Annotated in this window: 17 protein-coding genes and 2 pseudogenes; 1 reads left to right on the top strand and 18 read right to left on the bottom strand. The window is 63.3% G+C overall.

The window, feature by feature from the left end:
* Nucleotides 1-108 precede the first annotated feature (108 nt).
* Nucleotides 109-2,490, top strand: coding sequence for a PAS domain-containing sensor histidine kinase (locus D5400_RS16385; RefSeq protein ID WP_126010985.1), 2,382 nt, complete (start codon nt 109-111; stop codon nt 2,488-2,490).
* Nucleotides 2,491-2,745: 255 nt separating this feature from the next.
* Here D5400_RS16385 and D5400_RS16390 read toward each other — a convergent pair whose 3' ends face one another.
* The 18 genes and pseudogenes from D5400_RS16390 to D5400_RS16480 all read right to left on the bottom strand — a co-directional run bounded on the left by D5400_RS16390 (nt 2,746) and on the right by D5400_RS16480 (nt 24,243).
* A complete protein-coding gene (locus D5400_RS16390) occupies nt 2,746-3,381 on the bottom strand; it encodes an EF-hand domain-containing protein (RefSeq protein ID WP_164527914.1) in 636 nt (211 codons plus the stop codon).
* A gap of 199 nt (nt 3,382-3,580) precedes the next feature.
* Nucleotides 3,581-6,571, bottom strand: coding sequence for a bifunctional [glutamine synthetase] adenylyltransferase/[glutamine synthetase]-adenylyl-L-tyrosine phosphorylase (locus tag D5400_RS16395; RefSeq protein ID WP_425364934.1), 2,991 nt, complete (start codon nt 6,569-6,571; stop codon nt 3,581-3,583).
* A gap of 35 nt (nt 6,572-6,606) precedes the next feature.
* A complete protein-coding gene (locus tag D5400_RS16400; protein ID WP_126010987.1) occupies nt 6,607-8,019 on the bottom strand; it encodes a sensor histidine kinase in 1,413 nt (470 codons plus the stop codon).
* A 4-nt stretch (nt 8,020-8,023) separates the two neighbouring features.
* Nucleotides 8,024-8,704: a response regulator transcription factor gene (locus D5400_RS16405; RefSeq protein ID WP_205665477.1), complete on the bottom strand. Its 681-nt coding sequence runs from the start codon at nt 8,702-8,704 to the stop codon at nt 8,024-8,026.
* A gap of 222 nt (nt 8,705-8,926) precedes the next feature.
* Nucleotides 8,927-10,462: a Do family serine endopeptidase gene (locus D5400_RS16410; RefSeq protein WP_126010989.1), complete on the bottom strand. Its 1,536-nt coding sequence runs from the start codon at nt 10,460-10,462 to the stop codon at nt 8,927-8,929.
* Between the two features lie 129 nt (nt 10,463-10,591).
* Complete coding sequence (locus D5400_RS16415) at nt 10,592-11,071, bottom strand: cytochrome c-type biogenesis protein (protein WP_126010990.1); 480 nt, start codon at nt 11,069-11,071, stop codon at nt 10,592-10,594.
* A complete protein-coding gene (locus D5400_RS16420; protein WP_126010991.1) occupies nt 11,068-13,080 on the bottom strand; it encodes a heme lyase CcmF/NrfE family subunit in 2,013 nt (670 codons plus the stop codon). Before D5400_RS16420 ends, D5400_RS16415 begins: the two co-directional genes overlap by 4 nt.
* A gap of 40 nt (nt 13,081-13,120) precedes the next feature.
* Entirely contained in the window at nt 13,121-13,570 is a 450-nt protein-coding gene (gene ccmE / locus D5400_RS16425) for a cytochrome c maturation protein CcmE (protein WP_126010992.1), read from the bottom strand.
* Nucleotides 13,567-14,802 carry a c-type cytochrome biogenesis protein CcmI gene (ccmI, locus tag D5400_RS16430; protein WP_126010993.1) on the bottom strand — a complete coding sequence of 412 codons (1,236 nt, stop codon included), beginning with the start codon at nt 14,800-14,802 and terminating at the stop codon, nt 13,567-13,569. The genes ccmE and ccmI overlap by 4 nt, the downstream gene beginning before the upstream one ends.
* A 126-nt stretch (nt 14,803-14,928) precedes the next feature.
* Nucleotides 14,929-15,285: an RT0821/Lpp0805 family surface protein gene (locus D5400_RS16435; RefSeq protein WP_245451327.1), complete on the bottom strand. Its 357-nt coding sequence runs from the start codon at nt 15,283-15,285 to the stop codon at nt 14,929-14,931.
* 217 nt (nt 15,286-15,502) lie between these two features.
* Complete coding sequence (locus D5400_RS16440; protein WP_126010995.1) at nt 15,503-16,942, bottom strand: ATP-binding protein; 1,440 nt, start codon at nt 16,940-16,942, stop codon at nt 15,503-15,505.
* Nucleotides 16,914-17,603 (bottom strand): response regulator transcription factor, encoded by a 690-nt coding sequence (locus D5400_RS16445; protein ID WP_126010996.1) that lies wholly within the window; start codon nt 17,601-17,603, stop codon nt 16,914-16,916. The genes D5400_RS16440 and D5400_RS16445 overlap by 29 nt, the downstream gene beginning before the upstream one ends.
* Nucleotides 17,604-17,660: 57 nt before the next feature.
* Nucleotides 17,661-17,918, bottom strand: a complete 258-nt coding sequence (locus D5400_RS16450) for a hypothetical protein (RefSeq protein WP_126010997.1) — start codon at nt 17,916-17,918, stop codon at nt 17,661-17,663.
* Between the two features lie 126 nt (nt 17,919-18,044).
* Nucleotides 18,045-18,251 carry a hypothetical protein gene (locus D5400_RS16455; RefSeq protein WP_126010998.1) on the bottom strand — a complete coding sequence of 69 codons (207 nt, stop codon included), beginning with the start codon at nt 18,249-18,251 and terminating at the stop codon, nt 18,045-18,047.
* A 27-nt stretch (nt 18,252-18,278) separates the two neighbouring features.
* A pseudogene (locus D5400_RS21875) lies at nt 18,279-22,116 on the bottom strand (baseplate multidomain protein megatron).
* On the bottom strand, nt 22,116-22,565 hold the full coding sequence (locus D5400_RS16465) for an NlpC/P60 family protein (RefSeq protein WP_126010999.1): 450 nt from the start codon (nt 22,563-22,565) through the stop codon (nt 22,116-22,118). The pseudogene D5400_RS21875 and the gene D5400_RS16465 overlap by 1 nt, the downstream one beginning before the upstream one ends.
* Nucleotides 22,562-23,864 (bottom strand): annotated as a pseudogene (locus tag D5400_RS21880) (terminase large subunit domain-containing protein). The gene D5400_RS16465 and the pseudogene D5400_RS21880 overlap by 4 nt, the downstream one beginning before the upstream one ends.
* Complete coding sequence (locus D5400_RS16480; RefSeq protein WP_126011002.1) at nt 23,851-24,243, bottom strand: hypothetical protein; 393 nt, start codon at nt 24,241-24,243, stop codon at nt 23,851-23,853. Before D5400_RS16480 ends, D5400_RS21880 begins: the two are co-directional and overlap by 14 nt.
* Between the last annotated feature and the right edge of the window lies 1 nt (nt 24,244).

Consider the following 24,244-nt stretch of genomic DNA (forward strand, 5'->3'; position numbering starts at 1 on the left):
GTTAAAGAAAGATTGCCACCGGCTCTGGACAACACGATTCGCCCATGATTCCTTAGGGCAGATTCGGAGATGGGATAGCCGAATCGCTCCAGAAGGAAGTTGGGAACAATGGCGGAAGCGCAGCCTTTGGGCGCGGCCGATGGCCTTGCCATGTCCACCGACAAGGGTGGTGTGAAAGCGTGGGATGGAAATCTCGCCGGACACGCCAAGCTCTTCGCCCGGCCGACTTACGCGCAGCTGGTCAAGGCTGAGCCCTATCTCAAGCGCTCCATCCCCATCCTCATCGTCGTCTTCCTGCTGGTGGTGGGGGCCGCACGCTTCGTCGACCTGACGGGCCAGCGCGAAGCCGCCATCGATCAGGGCCGCGACGCCGTCGTCATGGCCGTCACCGCTGCGAGCGCCATCCTCTCGGATGCCGATCTTTCGGGCGATACCGCCCGCTGGGATACCGAAGCGCGCCTGAACCGGCTGCTGCCGACGGAACGGCTGAGCGAAGGCCAGATCATGCTCGTGGCCGACACTTCGGCGCGGGTCTTTGCCGCAACGGCCAACGGTTCCTCGCTCATCGGACTTTCCGCCCATGTGCTTGCGCCGGAAAGCTCCGCCATGTGGCGGTTCGGCCAGCGCGCCGGTGTCGGCGAGATCGAGCATGGCGACGTGTCCTATCTCGTCAGCGTATCCCATCTGCCATCGGGCGAAGGCTCGGTGCTGACGCTTGCACCGCTGACGCCGATCATGGAGGACTGGCGCCGTTCCGTGTCGCTGAACGTCACGCTGTTCACGGCCACGTCGGCAGTGCTGCTCGTCATCCTCTACGCCTATTTCAGCCAGGCCACCCGGGCGCGGGAAGCCGACGACATCTACATGGAATCGCATCTGCGCGTGGATACGGCGCTCTCGCGCGGCCGCTGCGGTCTGTGGGACTGGGACATGGCGCGGGGGCGTATGTACTGGTCGAGCTCGATGTACGAAATGCTCGGCATGCCGCCGCGCGACTGCGTGCTGTCGTTCGGCGATGCCATGCGGCTCATGCATCCCGACGACAGCGATCTCTATTCGATTGCCCGATCCATCGCACGCGGCGAGACCAAGCAGGTCGACCAGATTTTCCGCATGCGCCACGCCGACGGGCATTATGTGTGGATGCGCGCCCGTGCGCAGGTGATCGACCGCTCCTCGACCCAGACACATCTCATCGGTATCGCCATGGATGTGACCGAGCAGCACAAGCTCGTGCAGAAGACGGCCGAGGCCGATCAGCGCCTGTTCGAGGCGATCGAAAGCACATCCGAAGCCTTCGTGCTTTGGGACAAGAACGAAGAGCTCGTGCTCTGCAACTCAAACTACCGCACCATGTACGGCCTGCCGGACGAGGTGCTGCGCCCCGGTACGCCGCGCGCCGTGGTCTATGCGGCCTCGACACGGCCGGTTGTGGAGCGCCGCATGGCGGATGGCGGCACGATCCAGCAGTCGCAGACCAGCGAAGTGCAGCTTGCGGACGGGCGTTGGCTGCAGATCAACGAACGCCGCACGCGCGACGGCGGCCTCGTGTCGGTCGGCACGGACATCACGCAGTTGAAGCGCCAGCAGGAGCGGCTGGCCGATTCCGAGAAGCGCCTGATGGCGACCATCGGCGACCTGTCGAACTCGCGCATGAAGCTGCAGCGCCAGACGGTCGAGCTCTCGGAGCTCAACGCCAACTATATGGCCGAGAAGGAACGCGCCCAGGCGGCGAACCAGGCCAAATCTGCCTTCCTCGCCAACATGTCGCACGAGTTGCGCACACCGCTGAATGCCATCATCGGATTCTCGGAAATCCTGCACGCGGGCATGTTCGGGCCGCTTGGCTCGGACAAGTACGTTGAATATGCCCGCGATATCCACGGGTCCGGCACGCATCTGCTCAACGTCATCAACGACATTCTCGACATGTCGAAGATCGAGGCCGGCCAGATGAAGCTGGAACGCGAAGCGATCGATCTCGCACCTCTCGTCGAGGAAGCCATGCGCCTGACCGCCATCCCGGCGGAAAAGAAGCACCTTCACGTCGTGCAGCGCATCGAGCCGGGCCTGGCGTTGCCGGCGGACCGCCGTGCGATGAAGCAGATCCTGCTCAACCTGCTGTCCAACGCCGTCAAGTTCACCGACGAAGGCGGCCGCGTGGCCGTCACCGCCCGCAAGGTGTCCGGCGCGGTCATCCTGTCGATCGCCGACAGCGGCATCGGCATTCCCAAATCGTCGCTCGGCAAGATCGGGCAGCCCTTCGAACAGGTGCAGAACCAGTTCTCGCGCACCAATGGCGGCTCCGGCCTGGGACTTGCCATTTCCAGGTCGCTGACCGAACTGCACGGGGGAACGATGCGCATCAAGTCGATAGAGGGCGTCGGCACAATCGTGTCGATCCGCATCCCGAACCGCGAACAGCGCCGCCTCTCAAACGTGATTGCGTTTGCCAATGAGCAAGGACGGTATGAAGCACGGGTGGCTTGAGCCGGCTGGCCTGGTGATACCGTCGATCGGCTGACATTTGTCGAATGGATGGTGCGGTAGATCCTCGGCGCGAGGCCGAGGATGACAGGTGTTCAGAGCCCCTAGCGCAACCTAAGCGTCGGCATGGTGCGGTCTTTCGGTCATCACGGTCGGGCTTTTCCCGACGATCTGCTGAGCTGAGACTCAGTCGGTCCTGGATGCGTCTCATCCCCGAGCACCGCCCGGGGATAAGGTTTTCCTGCTTCTGCGGCTGGCCTATCGGCCGTAGCGCTCCATCATGCCGTGGTGACCACCTCCAGGACCCTTGCCATGGTGGCCCATGCGGCCGTGCGGGCCGCGCATGCCCTCGCCGCGACTGGGCATTTCGTCTGCGGTCAGCACGCCATCATCGTTGCGGTCCATGAGAGCAAAGCGCTTTTCCTGGTGGCGCTCCAGTTCCTCGATGGTGATCTCGCCGTCGCCATTGATGTCGAAGCGGGCCAGCAAGCGGGCTTCGCGGCGCTCCTGACGGCGCTGGTCGATGGCGCTCGTCAGTTCTTCCATGGAGATCACCCCATCACCATCCGCATCGGCTTCGCTTAACCAGCCGAGACGGCGCTGGCCGAATTCCTCGACGCTGATATCGCCCGAACCGTCCTGATCGAGCCGTTGCAGCATGCGATCCGCACGGCGGCCGGGACCGCGCATGGCCGGGCCGGCATCGGCGTCTTCTTCCGCCATGATGTCTGCATCGTCGCCTTCCAAGGAACCGGCATCATCGTCCATCGGCTCTTCGATCGCGGGCACCGTCTGGTCGTCGGCGTTATCGGATTGCTGGGCGATCGCGAAGCTCGACGTGGCGAGAAGGGCCGCGATCAGTGTCGCCAAAGTGGCCTTGCGTGCGATTGTCATCCTCATACTCCTTCGTGGGCGCAGTCCGCTTCCAAGCGGCTTCGGGCCATTAAGATCGACCGGATCCGGTCCGGCAAAGCCGCGGCGTTCAACCGAAGCTCTGGGAAGGAAGGTGCCATTCGGCCGATGAATGGCGGATGACCATGGCATTACAATTCAGTAATCTTTGCAGAGGCTTGCCGCGCAAAGCTGGAGTCGATCAACCCTTGCTGTGCGCTGCGGTGGCCTGTACGATGTCGGCGTTCAACAGGCCGAGCATGATCGTGCGCACCTGCTTTGCCTGCCGTTTCAGGTCCGCCTCGAGCGTCTTCAGGTCCGGCAATTCGGCAGTTCGGCAGAGCTGGTCGATCAGGCCGGCGGGGGCCTCGGCGGGGTCGAAATCGCCGTCGAGGCAGAGCCGCATCATCTGCGAAAGCTCCGTCTCGAGAGACAAAGCGGCCAGCACCGTCTTCAGATCGTCGGCTTTAAGCTTCCTCGACCCCAAAGCTGCCAGCACATCGGCGGTGGTCGTCGGCCGTTCGGCGCCGTCCGGAAACGCCTCCACGAGCGCGAGATGCTGCGCCATGAACTCGATGTCCACCAGACCTCCGGGAATGAGTTTCAGGTCCCAGTTGCTCTTTGGTGGTTTTTCCTGATCCATCAGCTTGCGCATCTCGAGCACGTCGGACGCAATCTTCGCCCGATCGAGGCGTTCGGCAATGATCTCGGCCACGATCGTGTCGACATCTGCCCTGAGGCTCTCATCACCCGCGACGGTCCGCGCCCGTGTCAGCGCCATGTGCTCCCAGGTCCAGGCTTCTTCGCGCTGATACTTTGCGAACGCGTTGATGCGAGTCGCGACCGGGCCCTTGTTGCCGGAAGGGCGCAGGCGCAGATCTACCTCATAGAGCACGCCCTCGGCTGTCGGCGCCGACAGGGCGGCGATGAGACGCTGCGTCAGCCGGGCGAAATAGCGCGGCGGGTCGATGGGCTTCTTACCGTCCGATTCATCGGCCTCGGCGTCGTGGTCGTAAATCAGGAGCAGGTCGATGTCGGACCCGGCCGTCATTTCGTGGCTGCCGAGCTTGCCCATGCCAAGCAGGGCCACGCGCTGTCCGGGCACCTTGCCGTGCACGGAGGCGACTTCCGCTTCCACTGCCCGCAGCGTCGTCTCGAGAATGAGGTCGGCCAGATCGGTGAGCGCCCGACCGGCGCGAGCGCCGGTGATCGCGCCGGTCAGCAAGCGCACGCCGATGAGGAAGCGCTGTTCGGAAGCGACGATGCGCAGCCGATCGAGGATCTCCTCATAGGCAAAATTGCCGAGCAGAAACGCATCGAGACGTTGCTTGAGATAGTCGCGCGTCGGCAGTTCGGCGAGCAGCGACGGATCGAGCATGCCGTCGAAGACATGCGGCTTGCGCGCGATGATGTCGGCCAGACGCGGCGCCGACGACATGATCGTGACGATGAGCGAAAGCAGCCCCGGGTTCTGGCCGAGCAGCGAGAAAAGCTGGATGCCCGATGGCAGGCCGGAGAGGAAGCTGTCGAAGCGCAGCAATGCCTCGTCGGCGCGCCGCGTGCGGCCAAACGCGGTCAGAAGCTCCGGCGTGAGCTCCGTCAGGCGCTCCCGCGCTTCGGCGGACTGGGTCGCACGGTAGCGGCCATAGTGCCAGGTGCGGATGATCTTCGCGATCTCCGAGGGTTTGTCGAAGCCCAGCCGCTTCAGCGTCGCCATCGTGTCGGGGTCGTCGTCCTCGCCGGTGAAAACGAGGTTCCCGGCCTCGCCGGACAGGTGGCTCTCGTGCTCGAAGAGTTCGGCGTAGTGGTGCTCGACCGTCTTCAAACGGCGCGTGAAGTCGGCGGCGAAAACCTTGGTGTCTTTGTGCCCGGCGAGATAGGCGATGCGCTTCAGCTCCGCTTCGGTCTCCGGCAGAGTGTGGCTCTGCTCGTCGCCGACAATCTGGATGCGGTGCTCGATATCGCGCAGGTACCAGTAGGCTTCGGTCAACGTATCGGCGGTCTCCGCATCGATCCACCGGGCCTGCACCAGCGCCTGGAGCATCTCGTCGGTGCGCCGCCCGCGCAGGGCCGGCATGCGGCCACCGGCGATCAGCTGCTGCGTCTGGACGAAGAACTCGATCTCGCGGATGCCGCCGCGGCCGAGCTTGACGTTGTGCCCCTTGACCGCGATATCGCCGAAACCGCGATGGGCGTGGATCTGGCGCTTGATGGAATGGATGTCGGCGATTGCCGCATAATCGAGATATTTGCGGAAGACGAAGGGCACGAGCTCGCGGCAGAACTGCTGGCCGGCCTCCAGATCGCCCGCAACGGGCCTCGCCTTGATGAAGGCGGCGCGCTCCCAGTTCTGGCCCCTGCCCTCGTAATAATTCAGCGCGGCTTCGACCGGGATCGCGAGCGGCGTCGAGCCCGGATCCGGACGCAGCCGGAGATCGGTGCGGAAGACATATCCGTCGCCGGTGCGCTCCTGCATGATGCGGATCAATCGGCGCGCCATTTTGGAGAAGAGATCGGCCCCATCGCCCGGATCCTTCAGCACACGGGCATCCGGCTCGAAAAACAGAACGATGTCGATATCGGAAGAGTAATTCAGTTCGCGCGCGCCGAGCTTGCCCATGCCCAGCACGATGAGGCCCGAGCCCTGGGAGGGATTGGCGCGATCGGGCAGCGTGATCTTGCCGGCATCATCCAGACCGAGCAGCAGGAAATCGATTGCGGCGGCGAGGCTCGCTTCGGCCACATCGCTCAGCCAGGCGGTCGTTTCCGCGGCAGACGCGACGCCCGCAAGATCGGCCAGCCCGAGCGTCAGCGCCGCCTCGCGCTTCAGCCGCCGCAGCGAGGCCATCAGGGCCTGCTCGGTCACGGGGCCTTCAGCGCCTTCGGAAGGCTTCCACGCTTGGCGTGCCCGTCGGCAAAGCCCGTCAAGATTGCGATCGAGCGGTTCGGTGACTGCACGCGCCAACATCGCCGGATCTGCGAAAGCAGTATCGCGCAGAAAGGGTGACAGGGAGAAGGTCGCCGCGAGGAAATCGGCAAGCGTGCTGTTCTTCGCCAGCGCTTGCCCAAGCTCGGGAGCTTGCGCAGCAAAATCTTTCAGTGCCGAGCGTGCCGACTTTTCATCTGCTTTGGACAACGACCGCAACGGCGAGGACTGCAGCTCGGAGAGGGCGACCGTCGTTTTCAATTTAATTTTTGTCACGTCGCCCTCCCAAGCTCCGGGACTGCTCAGCCGTCGAACCGCATGCGGACGGCGAGTCCCGGCCGTAAATCATCGGCTTCTTCATGCGGGAGGCCGTCCAGCAGTTCAAGCCGGCCACGGTGAAGATGCATCACCGCTTCCACAAGGCTCAGCCCCAGGCCGGTGCCCGGGCGCGAGCGGCTGTCATCGAGCCGGACGAAGCGCTGAACAGCAGCCGCGCGCTTGTCGGCCGGAATACCGTTCCCGTTGTCGGCCACGGTAATCATCGGACCTTCCGACACTCGTTCCAGCCGAACGTCGATCCGCGCCGAAGGCAGGCCGGCCGTATATTTGATCGCGTTGTCGATGAGGTTGGCCAGCGCCTGCCCGACCAGTTCCCGATTGCCTTTGACGGAGATGCCGGGCGCGACCGCGGTCGTCAGGGTGACGCCGGCATCCTCGGCAAGCGGTTCGTAGAGCTCCACCGTGTCGGTGACGATTTCGGAAAGATCGATATCCTGTAGCTCGGCAGCTGCCGATCCCGCCTCAACACGGGCAATCATCAAAAGCGCGTTAAAGGTGCGGATGAGCTGGTCGCTCTCGCCGATCACATCCTCCATGGCGCCGCGGTAATCGTCGACCGTATCGCTTGCGGCAAGCGCCATCTCGGCGCGGTTGCGCAACCGCGTCAGCGGTGTCTTCAAATCGTGGGCGATGTTGTCGGAAACCTGGCGCAGGCCTTCGTTGAGCTTTTCGATCCGGCCGATCATCGCGTTCAGCGATTCCGAAAGCCGGTCGAATTCATCGCCTGAACTGCCCACTGGCAAACGCTGCCCCAGATCACCCGCGATGATCTTGCGGCTTGCTTGGTCCATGCGGTCGATGCGCTGAAGGGCCCGGCGGCCGACGAAAAACCAGATTGCCAGCGCGCCGAAGCCCATGATGGCGAGCGCGATGACGAGCGCACGCCGGACCAGGTTGCGGAAGAGCTCCGGCTCGCCGAGATCGCGACCCACCAGCAGGCGCATGCCATTCGGCAGGAACACGATCTGGGCAAGCGCCGTGTGTTGGCGCGCCGTATCGTCGTTCTCGGTATAGCGATCGTAGCGGAAGGGAAGCGCCGTCCAGCCTTCGCGGTCCAGCGTGCCCGGCTGAAGAGAGGCGACATTGCCAGCGATGATCTCGCCGTTCGGAGCGGTGATCGTGTAGAGCCCGGCGCCCGGCTGGCGGGACCGACGCTCGACGACGCGCACGAGGCGGGTAATGCCGCCGGTCTGGTAGGCCCGCGAAAGGAACCGCATCTCAGCATCGATCGCTTCCTGGGTCTGGGCGCGCAGGAGGTTGCCGGAGATGGCGGTGACGTAGAAGACAAGCGCCACGGCGCAGAGCGCAAAGAGGCCCAGATAAAGTGCCGACAGGCGGACAGCCGTGGTGCCAAAAAGGGCGCGCAGCCGCTTCATCGGCTCAACTATCCGCCTTGATCATGTAGCCGGCACCGCGCACCGTGCGCAGCAAGGGTTGGTCGAAATCCTTCTCGATCTTCGATCGCAGGCGCGAAATGTGGACGTCGATGACGTTGGTCTGCGGATCGAAGTGGTAATCCCAGACATGCTCGAGCAGCATGGTCCGCGTCACCACCTGGCCGGCATTGCGCATGAGATATTCCAGAAGCCGAAACTCACGCGGCTGCAGCGTGATGTCGCGCCCTCCCCGCCGCACTTCGTGGGACAGTCGATCGAGTTCGAGATCGCCGACCCGGTAGCTGGTCTCACTTTCACGCGTGCCAACCTTACGGCGCGCGAGAACCTCGACGCGGGCGTGGAGTTCGGAGAACGCATAGGGCTTGGGGAGATAATCGTCGCCGCCTGCGCGCAGGCCTGTCACGCGATCGTCGACCTGGCCGAGCGCGGACAGGATGAGGACCGGCGTTTCATTGCCGAGCCGACGCAGTTCCGAGACGATCGACAGGCCGTCGCGCTTCGGCAGCATGCGATCGATGACCAGAACGTCATAGGTGTTCTCGCTGGCCATATGAAAGCCGGTGTCGCCATCGGCTGCATGATCGGCCGCGATTCCAGACTCGCGAAACGCCTTGACCAGATAGGTCGAAGCCTCTCGGTCGTCTTCGATCAGCAGGATTTTCATGAATTCTTTCATAGGCACAAATTCGATGCTTGGACAGGGTTGGGAATTGGATCGGTCGCACCCGAATGCAAAACGGCGAGCCGTGGGGGCCGGCTCGCCGTCTCTTTAAGTCTCCGTCCGGGGATCAACGTCGCCTTCAGGCGTCGTGGGCAAGTTTGCGAATCCTCGGGCGAAGACGGCGGACCGGAAACCCACGTCACGGTCCGCCTCGGTTCGCTCCGCTCAGCCTTGATCGATCGGCAGGGCGACGAAGCGGTTCTGCTCATCGCTGCGCAGCTGGAAAAGCGCTGCGCCTCGACCATCTTCAGCGGCGGCCGCAACGGCTGCCGTAATGTCTTCGGCACTCGCGACATCCCGATCCTGTACGCGCACGATCACGTCGCCGACCTGGAAGCCACGCTCCGCGGCCGTGCCGTCTGGATCGAGTTCGGCGATGACCACGCCATTGCCATCGTCCGAGGGGGCAACGGTCATGCCGAATTCGGTCAGTTCGCCACCGCTCGAAGGCGCGGGTACTGCTTCTTCCGTCGCGGATGCCTGCTGCTCATCTGCTGGGAACGTGCCTAGCGTGACGGCAACCGTTTCCGAAGCGCCATTGCGCCAGACCGAAAGCTCGACCTCGGTGCCCGGCTCGATAGAAGCGATGCGGCGGGCAAGATCACCCGGATTTTCAACGGCTTCACCGTTCACGGCCGTCACCACGTCACCCGATTCGATACCGGCGGCAGCTGCAGGCGCATCGGGCTGGGGCGCGGTGACGAGAGCACCGGAAGCTTCGGCCAATCCGAGGGACTCAGCGATATCCTCGCTGACTGGCTGGATTTGCACACCGATCCAACCACGGCTGACGCTGCCGCTCTCGATCAGATCCTGCACGACGTCCTGTGCAAGAGTGGCCGGGATCGCGAACGCGATGCCAACATTGCCGCCGGAAGGAGAGAAGATCGCGGTGTTCACGCCGATGACTTCACCGGAGAGGTTGAACGTCGGACCGCCCGAGTTGCCGCGGTTCACGGCTGCGTCGATCTGCAGGAAGTCGTCGTAGGGTCCTGCACCGATTTCACGACCGCGAGCTGAGATGATGCCGGCAGTGACGGAGCCGCCCAGACCGAACGGGTTGCCGACTGCAACGACCCAATCGCCGACCCGTGCGCCCTGATCGTCACCGAATTCGACATAAGTGAATTCTCGGTCCGCATCGACCTTGAGCACCGCAAGGTCCGTCCGGCTATCAGTGCCGATCAGCTCGGCCGACAATTCGGTGCCATCATCAAGGATAATGCTGTAGCTCGATCCGCCTTCAACGACGTGGTTGTTGGTAACGAGATAGCCGTCATCAGAGATGAAGAAGCCGGATCCCTGAGAAACGGGCATCGGACCGCGGGGACGGTTCGGTCGGTCGGGTCGGCCTGGCTGGCCGAAGTTCGGGCCACCAAATTCGTCAAAGAACCGGCGCATCGGATGGTCTTCAGGCAGATTTTCCAGGCCGGGAGGTCCGAACTGGAAACCGAAGCCCTCGTTTTGCGCGACCTCTTCGGCTTCTCCCTGGACGCGGACGGAAACGACAGCCGGCGAAACGGCCTCAACCACATCCGCGAAGCTTGGCGCGGTTGTCGGAGCCTCGATCCGGACTGGATCGGCCATCGCGCTGATGGTTGCCGGCACGCCGGTGACGAGCATCACACCGGCGACGCCAGCAATGGTGGATGTGGCCAGGATGCTTTTCAGCTTTGTCTGGAAGGACTGGTTCGATTTCATGGACGTCTAACCCTCGTTCTTGCCGATTTCGTGCTGCTTTGGCAGCGTCGACATAGAGATAGGGCACGTCACATTACGGCGCTCTGTCCTCGACATGAAATTTTGGTAATGTTGACCAGCTTGACGACGTCAGCTGCGTTTCGAGCGCTCTTTCAGCAGATCGGCGATTGCCTTCTCCTCGCCCTCTGTCAGCGTCGGACCGGCCTGAAGCGGATCGCGATTGCGCAGGAACGTTGCGATGGCGGCGATGCCAGCGCCCATGACAAGAATGGGTGCGGCCCAGAGCGCAAGCGTCTGGATCGACAGGCGAGGACGCAGGAGCACAAACTCGCCGTAGCGGGAAACCACGTAGTCGTAGACTTGCTCATCGGTGTCACCCGACACCAGCCGTTCCCGCACAAGCACGCGAAGATCCCGCGCCAGTTCCGCATCGGAATCATCGATGGACTGGTTCTGACAGACCATGCAGCGCAGTTCGGCGGAGATGGAGCGTGCCCGCTGCTCCAAAGCTGGATCGTCCAGAATTTCGTTGGGTTGCACCGCGAACGCGGGCGACGCCAGCCCCATGACGACGATCAGGAGGGCAAGAATGCGCGCGCTCCCGATCATTCCGCCGGCTCCATCACAGGACCGGCAGCCTTGCGCTGACGGTGCGGCTTCGGCGCGCCGACGCGCAGGCGACGATCCGACAGCGATATCAATCCGCCGAAAGCCATGATGACCGAGCCGATCCAGATCAACGTGACTTGCGGCTTCCACCAGACGCGCACGACGATGGCGGTTGGCGCCTCGGCGCCCTCCGGCGTGACAAAGTCGCCGAGCGACACGTAAAGCTGGCTGAAGCCTCGGGTGAGGATGCCGGCTTCGGTCGTCGGCGTCTGTCGCGCGGTGTAAACGCGCTTTGCCGAGTCCATGCGAGAGACTTCCGCGCCATTCCGCAGCACCGTGAAATGGCCGACATCCTCGACATAGTTCGGGCCCTGGTTCGGGTCCATGCTATCGAAGCGAAGCGTGTATCCGCCGGCATCGATCGTCTCGCCCGGCGCCATTTCGGCAACCGCCTCGGTTTCGAATGCTGTGACCGCCACGATGCCGATCACCATGACGCCGAGGCCGAAATGCGCCATGGCGCCACCGAAGGCCGATCGCGGAAGGCCAGCGAGCCGACGCATCGCGATACCGGCCGACACTTTGCCGACGCCCGCCCGCAACGCGAGATCGGTTACCGCGCCGAACATGACGAAAAAGCCTATGGCGAGAGCGAGCGCCGCGAGCACCGGCGCCCCAGTCGTGAAATAGACAACGATGAGACCGGCAAGCAGAGCGAGACCGGCCGCAACATAGAGCCTTTGAGCAGCGCCGAGCAGATCGCCGCGCTTCCACGCCAGCAGCGGGCCGAACGGTACCGCCAAGAGCAACGGGATCATCAACGGACCGAATGTCAGATTGAAGAACGGCGGGCCGACGGAAATCTTTTCGCCCGTCACCGTTTCCAGCAGCAACGGATAGAGCGTGCCGATCAGCACCGTCGCGGTGGCCGTCGTCAGGAACAGGTTGTTCAGCACCAGTCCGCCTTCACGCGAGATGGGCTGGAACAGTCCACCGGATTTCAGCGAGGTCGCCCGCAGCGCGAAAAGCCCGAAAGCGCCGCCGATGAAGACCACCAGAATGGCGAGAATGAAGACGCCGCGGCTCGGATCGGATGCAAAGGTATGAACCGACGTGAGCACGCCTGAGCGCACCAGGAACGTGCCGAGCAACGACAGGGAAAAGGTGATGATCGCGAGCAGGATCGTCCAGATCTTCAGGGCCTCGCGTTTTTCCATCACGAGCGCGGAATGCAGAAGCGCGGTGCCGGCGAGCCAGGGCATGAAGGACGCGTTTTCGACCGGATCCCAAAACCACCAGCCGCCCCAGCCAAGCTCGTAATAGGCCCAGTAGGAACCCATGGCGATGCCGCCGGTCAGGAATATCCAGGCCGTCAGCGTCCATGGCCGCACCCAGCGCGCCCAAGCCGCATCGATCCGGCCTTCGATCAGTGCCGCAACGGCGAAGGAGAAGCAGATGGAAAAGCCGACATAGCCAAGATAGAGCAGCGGCGGATGGATCGCGAGCCCGATGTCTTGGAGGATCGGATTGAGATCGCGGCCTTCCATCGGAGTGGGCACGATCCGCGCGAAGGGGTTCGAGGTCTGCAACACGAAGAGCAGGAACGCCGTCGTGATCCAGCCCTGAACGGCGAGCACATTGGCACGCAGGGACTTCGGCAGGTTTCGACCGAAGAAGGCGACCAACGCACTGAAGAAGACGAGGATGAGGATCCACAAGAGCATGGATCCCTCGTGGTTTCCCCAGACGCCGGAGATCTTGTAGATCATCGGCTTCAGGGAATGGGAGTTTTCGTAGACGTTCTGGACCGAGAAATCGGAAACCACATAGGCGTAGGTCAGCGCGCAGAAGGACAACAGCACGAGCAGGAAGGAAACGATGGCAGAGGTATCCCCGATCGCCATCAAGGACTGATCGCCGCGCCGTGCGCCAATGACCGGCAGAACCGACTGCACCAGCGCCGTCGCAAAGGCGATGATCAACGCATAATGTCCGAGTTCGACGATCATGCGCTTACCTCTCCCTTATCCGTGGCCAATCGACAATCGATCAATTGGCCTCCCCCTCACCCTGCCAGACGCCCTGCTCGCGCAGGCTGTCGGCAACTTCGCGCGGCATGTAATTCTCATCGTGCTTGGCAAGCACCGTGTCCGCAACAAAGACCGGACTTCCCGGCTGAAACGCACCCTCGGTAATGACGCCCTGCCCTTCGCGGAAAAGATCCGGGAGGATGCCGTTGTACTCCACCTCGACCTCGCTGCCGCCGTCCTCGATGGCAAACCGGACGAGCGTGCCGGACGAGCGATTGAGCGAGTCGTTGGCGACCAGACCACCCAACCGGATGCGCGTGCCGGGCTCGACGGCGTTGGTCAAAAGGTCGCTCGGCGAATGGAAAAAGACGATCTCGTCACGCAGCGCGACCAGAACGAGGGCGGCGGCAACCGCGACCACGCCCATGCCTCCGGCGATGACCGCCAGGCGTTTCTGCTTGCGCGTCATTGCGCACTCTCCTCTTCCAGCCGGTCAACCCCAACCTGGCGCGCGACGGCAAGCAGTGCCCGGCCATCTTCGCTCTCCTCGGGGAACACGGCAAGCCCCCGGGCCAACGCCTCGCCGGCCTGTTCGGGCTGACCGAGCACGCCATAGGAGCGCACCAACCGGATCCATCCTTCGATATCCTGCGGGTTTTCCTGCAGGCGACGATCAAGATTGCCGACCATCGTTTCGATCATGGCCTGACGCTCGTCGTCGCTCATGTCACGCGCCGCAGCCAGATCGTCCTGCGATGGGCCGGGCTGAAGCGGCGGCTGAACCGACGCGACATCGCCGGAAACGGCACCTGCATCCGCTTCGGCACCCGGCAACAGGCTCAAAGGCGGCAAGCCGGAAGGACTGATGTCGGCAACTTGCCCGCCCAGCGCCGCAATTTTCTCGTTCACCACCGTCATCCAGGGAGCGTCAGGCGGCGATTGTTCTGCAAGCCGGCGGAACGCTTCAAGAGCACGGTCGTCGCGCCCTTCCTGCTCCAGCGCCAAGGCAAGATAGAACGCTGCCTTCGGCTCGTCCGGCTGCAATTCACGCGCGGACTGAAAAGCCACAGCGGCCTCTTCGGTGACGACGCCGCTTGCCAGCGCGACAAGCGCTTCACCGTAGCCGCTTTGGCGGGCCGAGGTGGGGCCCAAGAGGCGGATGGCGTTCAGATAGGCCGTGCGCGCTTCCTGCAGTTGCCCTGCCCGAAGATAGATCGGTGCCAGAACGTCCCAACCGCGCCCGTCATCCGGGTTTTCCTCAAGATGCTGCTCGGCCTGAGCGATCATCGTCGCGATCGGCGAAGCTTGCTCAGGCGCCGTTGCACGCGATGCGAGCGGCTGATCCGGGAGACCAGGAGCGCCGGTCGCGAGATAAACGCTCATTCCCAACAGCGGAACGCCGACGAGAACGCACAGGCGGGCAGCGGTCGTCAGGCGACCTCCGCCGCGGCGGTCTGTTGCAGCATTTTGTGCTTTTTTTGCCCGCAAAAGACGACGGCCGATCTCGGCGCGGGCGTGTGCTGCCTCGTCCGTGCCGATCAGGCCGCCTGCTCGATCACGTTCGACTTCGGCCAACTGGTCGGAATAGACCTCGACATCGTATTCAGCGTCGTTGCCGGCGCGCTTGCCGCGCGCAAGGGGCAGCAACAACGCAGTCGTCACGAGGGCAGTCAAAACGGCGGCGAGTACCCAGAACATCATGTCAATCGAATATCCGACGGGCTCTCATCTTCCAAGAGCAAACACAGGCTTACCACGATCACGGGGCGTTTGGTCGCAAGCCAGAAGCGTCTCTTCAAACTGAAATTTAGCCCGAAAACCGTTCGATCAGGTCAAAGGCGTCCAGGTGCCTTCCGCAGAGCGGCATGCGGTGCCTCTTGCGACGATCGGCTGGCCACTACCACGCAGGGTGTGCGTGTACTGGCGGCAGTTCTGGGAACCGACCTGATAGGCCTGGGCTGCTGCAACTTCGCCGGACAGACCGGAGCGTTCGTTGGTCCAGGCAACCGATTGGCCTACGGGTGCTGCCTCGAGCGCATTGTATTCCGCTTCCAGGGCCTTGCGCAGATCGCGTTCCGAGAGCGTGTTGCCGGCAACCGGGGCGATGATCCCGCCATTCAACGCGGTCAGGAAGGCGTTATCCGCCGTCTGGCCACGCTCACTGCTGAGCGAAGCCGGCAACATGGCGAGTGTCGAGCTGCCGGTTTGCGAAGACGCGCATCCGGCCAAGGCGCCTAGCGCAATGACAACCAAGAACTTCGTTGTGTGCTGCAGGGAGTGAAGCATCGCTAAAAGTATAATTTCCGGCGCAGGAGCCATTGTCGGCACTCAAATTGGGTGCCCGATGCTTATGGCCGCATTGTGGCCGATAAGGCAACAGAACAAATGACGAATTCGCGACCTACGAGCGCAGTCGCAGCCGAGACGCCGCTTCCTTGATGGCAGGCAACGTGACTTCCGCGCGAAGTCCACCGAGCGGGCTCTGCGTCAGCCGGAGAACGCCGTGATATTCCCGCGCGATCTCGTCGACGATGGAAAGCCCCAGCCCCGTGCCGGGCTTGCTTTCGTCGAGCCGGCGACCGCGCTTGACGGCCTCCGCCATCTGGTCTGCCGTCAGTCCGGGCCCGTCATCCTCCACGACCAGCGTCAGCCAGCCATCGCTGGGTCCATCGTCGGGACGGGCCGGAGCGACAGCGCCGACCGCGAGGCTCACCTTGATCCGGCTGCGGGCGAATTTGGCGGCGTTGTCGAGCAGGTTGCCGCCGATCTCCTCGAGATCGTGCTGCTCGAGCGCGATCCATACGCCCTTGGGTTTCACGCTCAACTCGAAAGCCAAATTGGGATTCAGCCGGCGCATAACCCGTATCAGACGCTCGAAAGCTGGCTCTGCCTCGGTTCTCGCGAGAATGGATCCTGATTGCGCGACGATACGCGCCCGATCAAGATAGGTCTGTACCTGCCGCTGCATGGTCTCCGCCTGATTGCGGACGAGGTCGCCATGCTCGGAGGTCATGCCCTTCGATTCGTTGAGCAGCACGGCCAGCGGCGTCTTCAGCGAGTGGGCAAGGTTGCCCACCTGCATGCGAGCGCGTTCCACGACCCTTCGGTTGGTGTCGATCAGGGCGTTCACTTCCCCTGCCAACGGCGCGATTTCGCGAGGGAATTCATCGTTCAGCGATGAGCTCTTGCCGGTCCGGATGCTTTCAAGCGCCCGACGCACGCTGTCCAAAGGCCGCAGCCCGATCAGGATCGCCCCGGCATTTACGAAAAGCGACGCTACACCGAAGATGACAAGGGCAATCGTCAGTTGGTTGGTGAATTCGGCCACGTCGGCCTCGACCGCGTCGCGATTGCCGGTCACGCGAAAGCGCGCGACACGCCCTTCGTCGTTCAGTTCGACTTCGGTCTCCATGACGACGACATCGTTGCCGAACGGATCGACGACGTCATAGGCGCGCTCGTAGAGGGCGTTGAAGGAGATTTCTTCCTGGCTCGGCCGGTCGAGCGACCGTCCCCCGAGCGAGATCGAGGATTTTGGTGGCGAATTCGACCCTTCGATCGGCTCCACGACCCAGTACCAGCCGGTTGCAGGCTGGGAGTAGCGCAGATCACCGAATTCGGGTTCTCCGCGCAACTCGCCCTCGCCGTTAATCCAGACGGAGTTCACGACATTGTAGAGATGCGCGCGCAGCAATTCGCGAAAGCCGCGTTCCGTGCCTTGGCGATAGAGCGTGTTGATGATGAGACCGACGGCGATGAGCGCGATCACCGCCCAAAGCGTCGAAACCGCCAACACGCGTAAGGTGAGAGAACTAACCCTTTTCGGCCGTGCCGCCGCCATTGCCGGGCTCCTGCATGCGGTAGCCAAGACCGCGTACCGTCTCGATGTAGTCTCCGCCGATCTTCTTGCGCAGGCGGCCGACAAACACTTCGATCGTGTTGGAATCGCGGTCGAAATCCTGGTCGTACATGTGCTCGACGAGCTCGGTACGCGACACCACCTCGCCAATATGGTGCATCAGATAGGAGAGAAGCCGATATTCGTGCGACGTGAGCTTGAGCGGCTGGCCGTCGACGCTGGCCTTCGACGCCTTGGTGTCGAGCAGCACGGGTCCGCATCTTAGCTCCGACGAGGCATGGCCGGCTGCCCGACGAATGAGCGCGCGGATGCGCGCCAGCACTTCTTCGAGATGATAGGGCTTCGCCACGTAGTCATCGGCACCCGCGTCGATACCGGCAACCTTGTCGCTCCAGCGATCGCGGGCCGTGAGGATGAGCACGGGCATAAGTCGCCCCCCCGAGCGCCACCGCTCCAAGACGCTGATGCCATCCATTTCCGGCAGACCGATATCCAATACGACTGCATCGTACGGCTCGGTATCTCCAAGGAAATGGCCTTCTTCGCCGTCATAGGCCTGATCGACGACGTAGCCGGCATCGACCAGCGCATCGCTGAGCTGGCGATTGAGATCGCGATCGTCCTCGACAACCAATATCCGCATCAAGATGGCCCGCGCCTTGGAAAGATTATGGTTCAGTGCCTGTTGAAGGCGCTTGCGTCAACCGGCGGGAACGGTCCGCGTCTCGCGACGCGGCCTGTCGTCGCTGCCATTGCCGGGGATCAGCACTGTCACGCTGCAGGTTCCGTTCGGACCTGGCGATACGGACAGCAGGGTGCCACCGGTCTCGGCCACGACGCGCTGTGCCGCGCCGCCGCAGTCCAGTTGCACCATCTGAGTGAGCGGCCGCTCGTGGTCGACCTGGACGGTCGGCATTGCAGTCGCGGCCACGGCCGAAAAAAGAAGTGACGCTAGCATTGCGGTTCCGATTGATGCTGTCCGTTTCATAGGCGCACTTTTACCGGAGGCACACTGAACGGCAAATGAATGCCAGCAATCTTCTTTGAGGGGAAGCCGCCGGCCCCGCCTGCGGCTTCTTCGTCTCTAAAACAGTCGGCTTGTAGCTGCAAACCGACCATAGACCGCGGCCGCCGCACCCAAAGCACCAATGGCCTGGAGCAATGCCTCCGTCAAAATGAGCTGGTCACCCGTTTCGAGCGTCAAGCCGAAGAGGCTTCCGAGAGAGGCTGCAGCGGCGATCAGGCCGCCCCAGATGCTGCGCGACATATACCAGGGCTTGATGGGATCCATGCTTGTTCTCCTGTCAGTTAAAGGAAATCAAAGGGTGATCACGGCGCGCGCCGGAAGCCCGAGAGCCATGCGCGATCCGATCTGGCGCACTGTGATCTCGATGGTCGAAAGCGGCGCGCCGAAGACCGCGCGTTGCTCCGCGTCCGAAAGATGAAACCGGGGCTCGAAGACGTCCACGATGTGCTGGGTCGCAGATCCGTCTATGATCTGAAGGCGGTATCGCTCGCCGTCAGCATCAAGCGATATGTCGCTGCCGAGCCAACTGTCGGAATCGATACGACCGCGCCTGATCCAGCAAATTTCGATGCTTCCCTCCTGATCCCGAAAGGCTTCGAGATGCACCGGCGCAAGCGGCGTCAGCGCTCGAGTTCCGCCTGCAATTGGTGTCGCGAGTCGCTGTACTTCTCCGCCGGTCGCCGAAATTCGCCAGTTGAAGGGGATGCCCACCTCGCTCGGCCGCAACCGGATCGGCGCCAACGCCTCATCCAGCACCACGATGCGTGCGTCGATGTCTGCACCCGCAAGCATCGCGTCTTCCGTGCCGCCCTGCCCCCGCAGCAGGCCGCTCAGTCGCCAGTGACCGATTTCGGTCTCCTCGGCGTGCGTGAACTGAACGACCTCCCAGGCACCGGAATTGCTGCGCACTGCCAACGCGTTGGCGCCGTTCAACACAGCAAGCTCGGCTGCAGATTCCAGGCTCCCGAAGGCCAGCCGGCAAAATAGCGTCCCAGAACGGTCGAACCGGTTCGCGACACCAGGCTGCAGCGCAGCGGTCAGCACGCCCATGCGAGCGGGTCGTTCGATTTCTGCTCTCTCGCGAAAGCCTTCCTGCCCTTCGGACATGGAAAGGAGAGCGCGCTTGAACGGCCTGCTCCAGAGAGCCGCCTTGAACCACCCTGTTTCATCGAAGCCGTCGAGTACAGGGAGATCGATCAGCTCGATCATGGGCAGCCAGGGCGCCAGCCTGTCAGGAAGTGACGGCGGCCTCGTTCCACCGGTACCCGGCAATTTCGGCTGAGCCTCGGCGATGCTGCGCGCTTCGATCCGCCTTGCGCCGCCATCTTCGATGCGGGTCACTGCCCAGCGTGTCGTGACCTGCCCTTCCAGAAGCAGCACGTCACCCGGTTCGATCTCGATCCGAGATGGCGGCAGAGCGAAAGTCGCCCGCTCACCTCCAGCCCAATGGTCGCGCAACCAGGCTTCCGCCTGCGCCCCGGCCGTTTCCTCGGTCATCACAGCAGGCAGCGAGAGCCGCTGCAGACGCGTCTCCGATGTTTCCAGCCTGCGCGACCTGCCGATTGCCGCCGAATAATCGCTGTCCGGATCGATGTGGTCGATGATGCATTGGACGGCGAGCTCGTCGGTCTGCGATCGCACAAACGCAATCGTCGCAGCCTCGTCAGGCTCGACAAGCACATCCGCTGCCAGGGGCGCCACAACGCTGGTGGACCTTGAGCGGACGCGGATGACGCCTGCACTTTCATGGGCATCCGCCTGAGCAAGTTCGAGAAGCGGTTCGATCAGAGCGCGTGCCGTCATCGGCTCGCTCTGGACATAGCCGCTGAGATCGACGTTCAGATCGTCGCACCGGATGGACGAAACGCCGTGGTCGATTCCGATCGCTTCGATGATGTCTGCCATGGCCGCGGTCCCCAGCCGGCCGTTCAGCCAATGGCCTGTGCGCCAGTTCGCCCCATCGGACCAGACAGCGCTGTCAGCCGGAAAAGCGGGATAGGGGCGCGCATCCCAGGTCCACCCGAAGATGTGATCCAGGTCGACCATGCCAGCTGGCACTTCACTGCTCGACCAAGTCGAGATGAGCCTCCATGAAGCGTCGTTGAATGAGATCGGACCGCGCACCGGTCGAGAAATACGGGATTTGCCCTTCCGACGATTTTGGATCCGGAAAGACGTTTGGCTGGTTGGCTCCCTTGTCGACCGCCGGACAGCCAAGCTCGGTGAACCAGATGGGCTTTGCGCCCGGCAGCCAGGCGGTCGGCAGCGCGCGTTCCACACCGCCACGTCGCTCGAAGTGAGGATTGCTCCACCAGCCTTCCAGATCCTTCGTCCGGAAGACCCAGGGCTTGTCGTGCGCACCATCGGTGATGGGCGTGCGACGCCTCTCGGCGCGGTCGCTGGCCGTCGCATAATACCAGTCGAACCCTTCACCGCCCGCTATCTGTGCCCGCATCCCCACCCGATCAGTGGGGTTGGCGAATCCATCGGGATTGCCATCGGTGACATCACCGTCCTGCCAATCGGCAAGTGGCATGTAGTTGTCGATCCCGATCGCATCGATCGCGTCGCTCATCCAAAGCGGATCGAGATTGAAAAACACGTCGCCGCTGCCGTCATCCGGTCGATAGCCGAAATATTCGGTCCAGTCGGCGGCGTAGGTCAGGCGAGTGGCGGGCCCCATGATGGAGCGCACGTCGTCGGCGAGGCGGATGAGCGCTTCGACGAACGGGAATGCTTCGTTCTCGTCCCGCAGACGCGTCAGGCCGCGCATCTCCGAGCCCAGGATGAACCCATCGACGCCGCCGGTCTGCGCCGCAAGATGCGCGTAGTGAAGGATGAACCGTCGATAACCGGAATCGCTGCCGGAATAGGCGATGCCTCCTGCACCGGCCGCAAAGTCCGTCGGCAGTGCGGGTCCGCAAAAGGCCTCCACCTGAGCCCGCACCGCCGCCGTGCGATCGGCGCTGCCCGTGCGACCGGGCGCCGGATAGCTCGTGATGCGACCGCGCCACGGATAGGCCGGCTGCTCGGCTCCGCCTTCGGGATCCGGCAGGCCGTTGCCAGGCGGAACATCCAGCATCACGAACGGATAGAGATAGACTTTCAACCCGCGCGCCTTCAGATCGGCAATGGCTGCACGCACGCTTGCATCGCTCGGCGTGCCGCCATAGGCGGGCGAACCGTCCTTCCTCGAAACGAGCAAGGCTGATTGCCGATCGATACCCGCAACCGACCAGGGCTGGCTCTCGTCCAGCCGCAAAGCCACCTCCACCCTCGGATCGATGCGACAGGCCCCCGCACGCAGGTCGCTGCCGAACCAGGCGCAAACCAGCGCCACGCTTTCAAGATTGGGGCAGAGCGCCTGCAGCTCATCGAGCGATGCGGCCCAGTCGCTCGTCGCATGCAAGGCGTGACGATTGAGAAACCGCCCCTCACCGTCACCCACTCGCTCCGACACCGGTGCCGGTTGATAGCCATGTTCCGTTGCGCCCGGGATCATGGTGATGGCCCGCAGCCCCTGCTCCAACCGACCGATCGGGCGCATCACTTCAAATGTCAGTACCGGGATCCGGTTGCCGAAACGGTCGAGCGGCAGGCGCTCGAACACCACATAGGCGAGGCCACGATAAGCTGGCGCCTCGCCGTCGCGCTGCTTGGCGTCGATCAATGGGTCTGGAAGCTGTTCTTCCGTGCCGTTATGGACCCGCATTTCGATCGCGGTCAGGTCGAGCTCCTGTCCGTCGGCCCAGACGCGCCGCACGCCGGCAATCACGCCCTCGCACAGACCGATCGCGAAATTGCCGAAATAGCTGTAGGTCTCGACCCGCTGACCGCCGCCCTTCGCACCTTGTCGCTCCCGCGTCACGGCCTCCTCGAAGCGCGTCGCCCAGATCAGCGTGCCTGCAATCCGCGCCGTGCCATACAGGCGGTTGATCCCCGCGCCTTCCTCGGCAGACGGAATGCGCCCGCCCTCGAGGCGCGGCCCACGCCGCGTTTCGCCGCCGATCAGCGCCCGGTCGACCGCTGCTCCGGCCAAGGCGCCTGCCGCACGACCGACGATCGCGCCGAATGGACCGAACAGGCTGCCGAATGCAGCACCTGCCGTCTGCAAAAGAATGGTGGCCATCAGTCGGTGATCCCCGGAAAGCAATAGGCTGCGGCGACACGGCGCCGCCACGAAGGCACCAGGGCCGATTGGACGACGCTCGCCTGCTCGTAGGCGTGGATGAAGTGGTCGCGGCCGCTCAAGATGCCGATATGCCTGGCCGGCTGATCAGGCCTCCAGCGCAGTACGATCAGGTCACCCGGCTGCGCGACGGCGAGGCCGAAGGCCGCGCCGCAATGGCGTTCCGCCGCTTCCAGCAGCCTCTCGCCTTGGTTGCCATCTGCCCAGTCCGCAGCGTAGGGACCAGGCGCCTCCGGTTCGCAGCCGTACACGGCGCGCCAGACACCGCGGACAAGGCCGAGACAGTCGCAGCCGATGCCCAGGCTCGATCCCTGATGCCGATAAGGCGTGCCCAACCACCGCCTCGCTTCGTCGAGTATGCGCTGTCGCGTGATAACCGGCGTCGTCATGGCACCACCGGCGCGCCGTCGTGCAGACCATTTTCGCCGGCATAGCCATAGGCGAAGTCGGAACCCGGCAGATGCGGAAATCCTTTGAAATTCAGTACGTTGGCAAATTTCTCTCGGCACGTCTTGAACGTCTTGTCACAGCCCGACGTGAGCTGGAGCGTGTCGCCTTCCTGCGGCGCATCGGCCATCGGCGACCACAGCTCGATCTCCGTGCCATCGTCGTGACGGGTGTGATTGAGCACCGCAACCGACACTCCCGTGTTCACACCGCTCTGCCAGGTGGCAAGGCCGTAGCGAAACCAGCCATCTTCAAAGCTCTCGATCCCGATGACCCGCAGCTTTGCTCCGTTTGCAACAGCAGTGACGGTCCCCATTCCAGTCAGCTCTGGCGCATCGAGGGTTACGCGACATCGGTGATCACCGAGATTGGCATCGCAACGGCGGCCATAGACGCGCCCCCGGACGGCGTCGAGCTGTTGCGCCATGCTGCGCAGCTCGGCACGAAACGCCTGTCCAGCACGCGAAACTTCGCCCAGATCGAAAACCTGCTTCAGCAGATGGCCCTCCGCCGGATCTTCGATCAACTCGCCGCCCAGTTCCTGTCGTCCAAGACGGGTTCCGCCATAGCGACCCTCGATCGCCTCCAGAAATCCCGGTGCGAGATTGGCGCTGTTGTCCTGTGTCGCAATCCTTACGCATGCCGTCGTCGGGTCGGCCATGATCCGCTTCAAAAGCGGCACTGCGCGCGGCGTCGTCGTCACCAATTGCCTTGGCCGTTGACCGAGCCGCAGTCCGAATTGCAGCATGTCGAACGTTTCGTCCGGGTGCCGCCATTTGGCGAGTTCGTCGCACCAGGCCAGCTCGAATTGCGGCCCGCGCAGGCTTTCCGGATCCTCAGACGAGAAAATCTGCGCCACCGCCGCTTGCCCAGACCAGCCTGCGCCGCGAGGCTTCAAACCTTGGCCGATCATCCCGCGCGATCCGCGCAATGCCCGATACGCCGTCGATCATCACCTCTCGCGCATCGCCAAGCGTCTCCCCGACAAGCGCGATCCGCATTTCCGGGCGGGTGGCGCCCGTCCCGTTTGCCTGGCGCCCGGTGCTGGATGCCATGCCCTGCACCCACTCCGATCCCGCGCGGGTCTTTCCAGATCCCCGCCCGCCCATCAAAAGCCAGGTGCGCCAATCCCCGTCCGGCGGATGCTGGGCCGTCCTCCCCTGATACGCCCAGTCCGTATCGATGAATGTCTGCTCGTCCTGCGACAATCCCTTTGCCAGTCTCGCTTCATTCGTCGCCATCAGCGCCGCCCGGCTCCCTCTCCAGTTTGATCCGCTCCTCAAAAAGCGCTTCGATCCGGGCCGAAACGCGCGCCGCGAGCCGCTCTCGATCAATTTTCACATCTGCGTCCCTGCTGAAGACATCGGCCAGGATCAGTTCCAGAAGTTTCTCGTGGGTCTTCGCGAAGCTCACGATAAGATCGAGGATCGACTTGATGTCGCGCAGTGCGTCTGCGTCACTGCGCTCCGCCCGCTCTTTCTCCGATCGCGCTCTGATCACTTCGAACGCGCCGTATTCACTCTCCAGGCGCCGCCACAGCCGATCCAGGAGCTTCAGGCCCCGCCGCTCCGCTGCCGTCTTCGCCATCATCCACCCACCGCGCATAAAAAAGCGCTGCAAA

Source organism: Georhizobium profundi (assembly GCF_003952725.1).
Taxonomy (GTDB): Bacteria; Pseudomonadota; Alphaproteobacteria; order Rhizobiales; family Rhizobiaceae; genus Georhizobium; species Georhizobium profundi.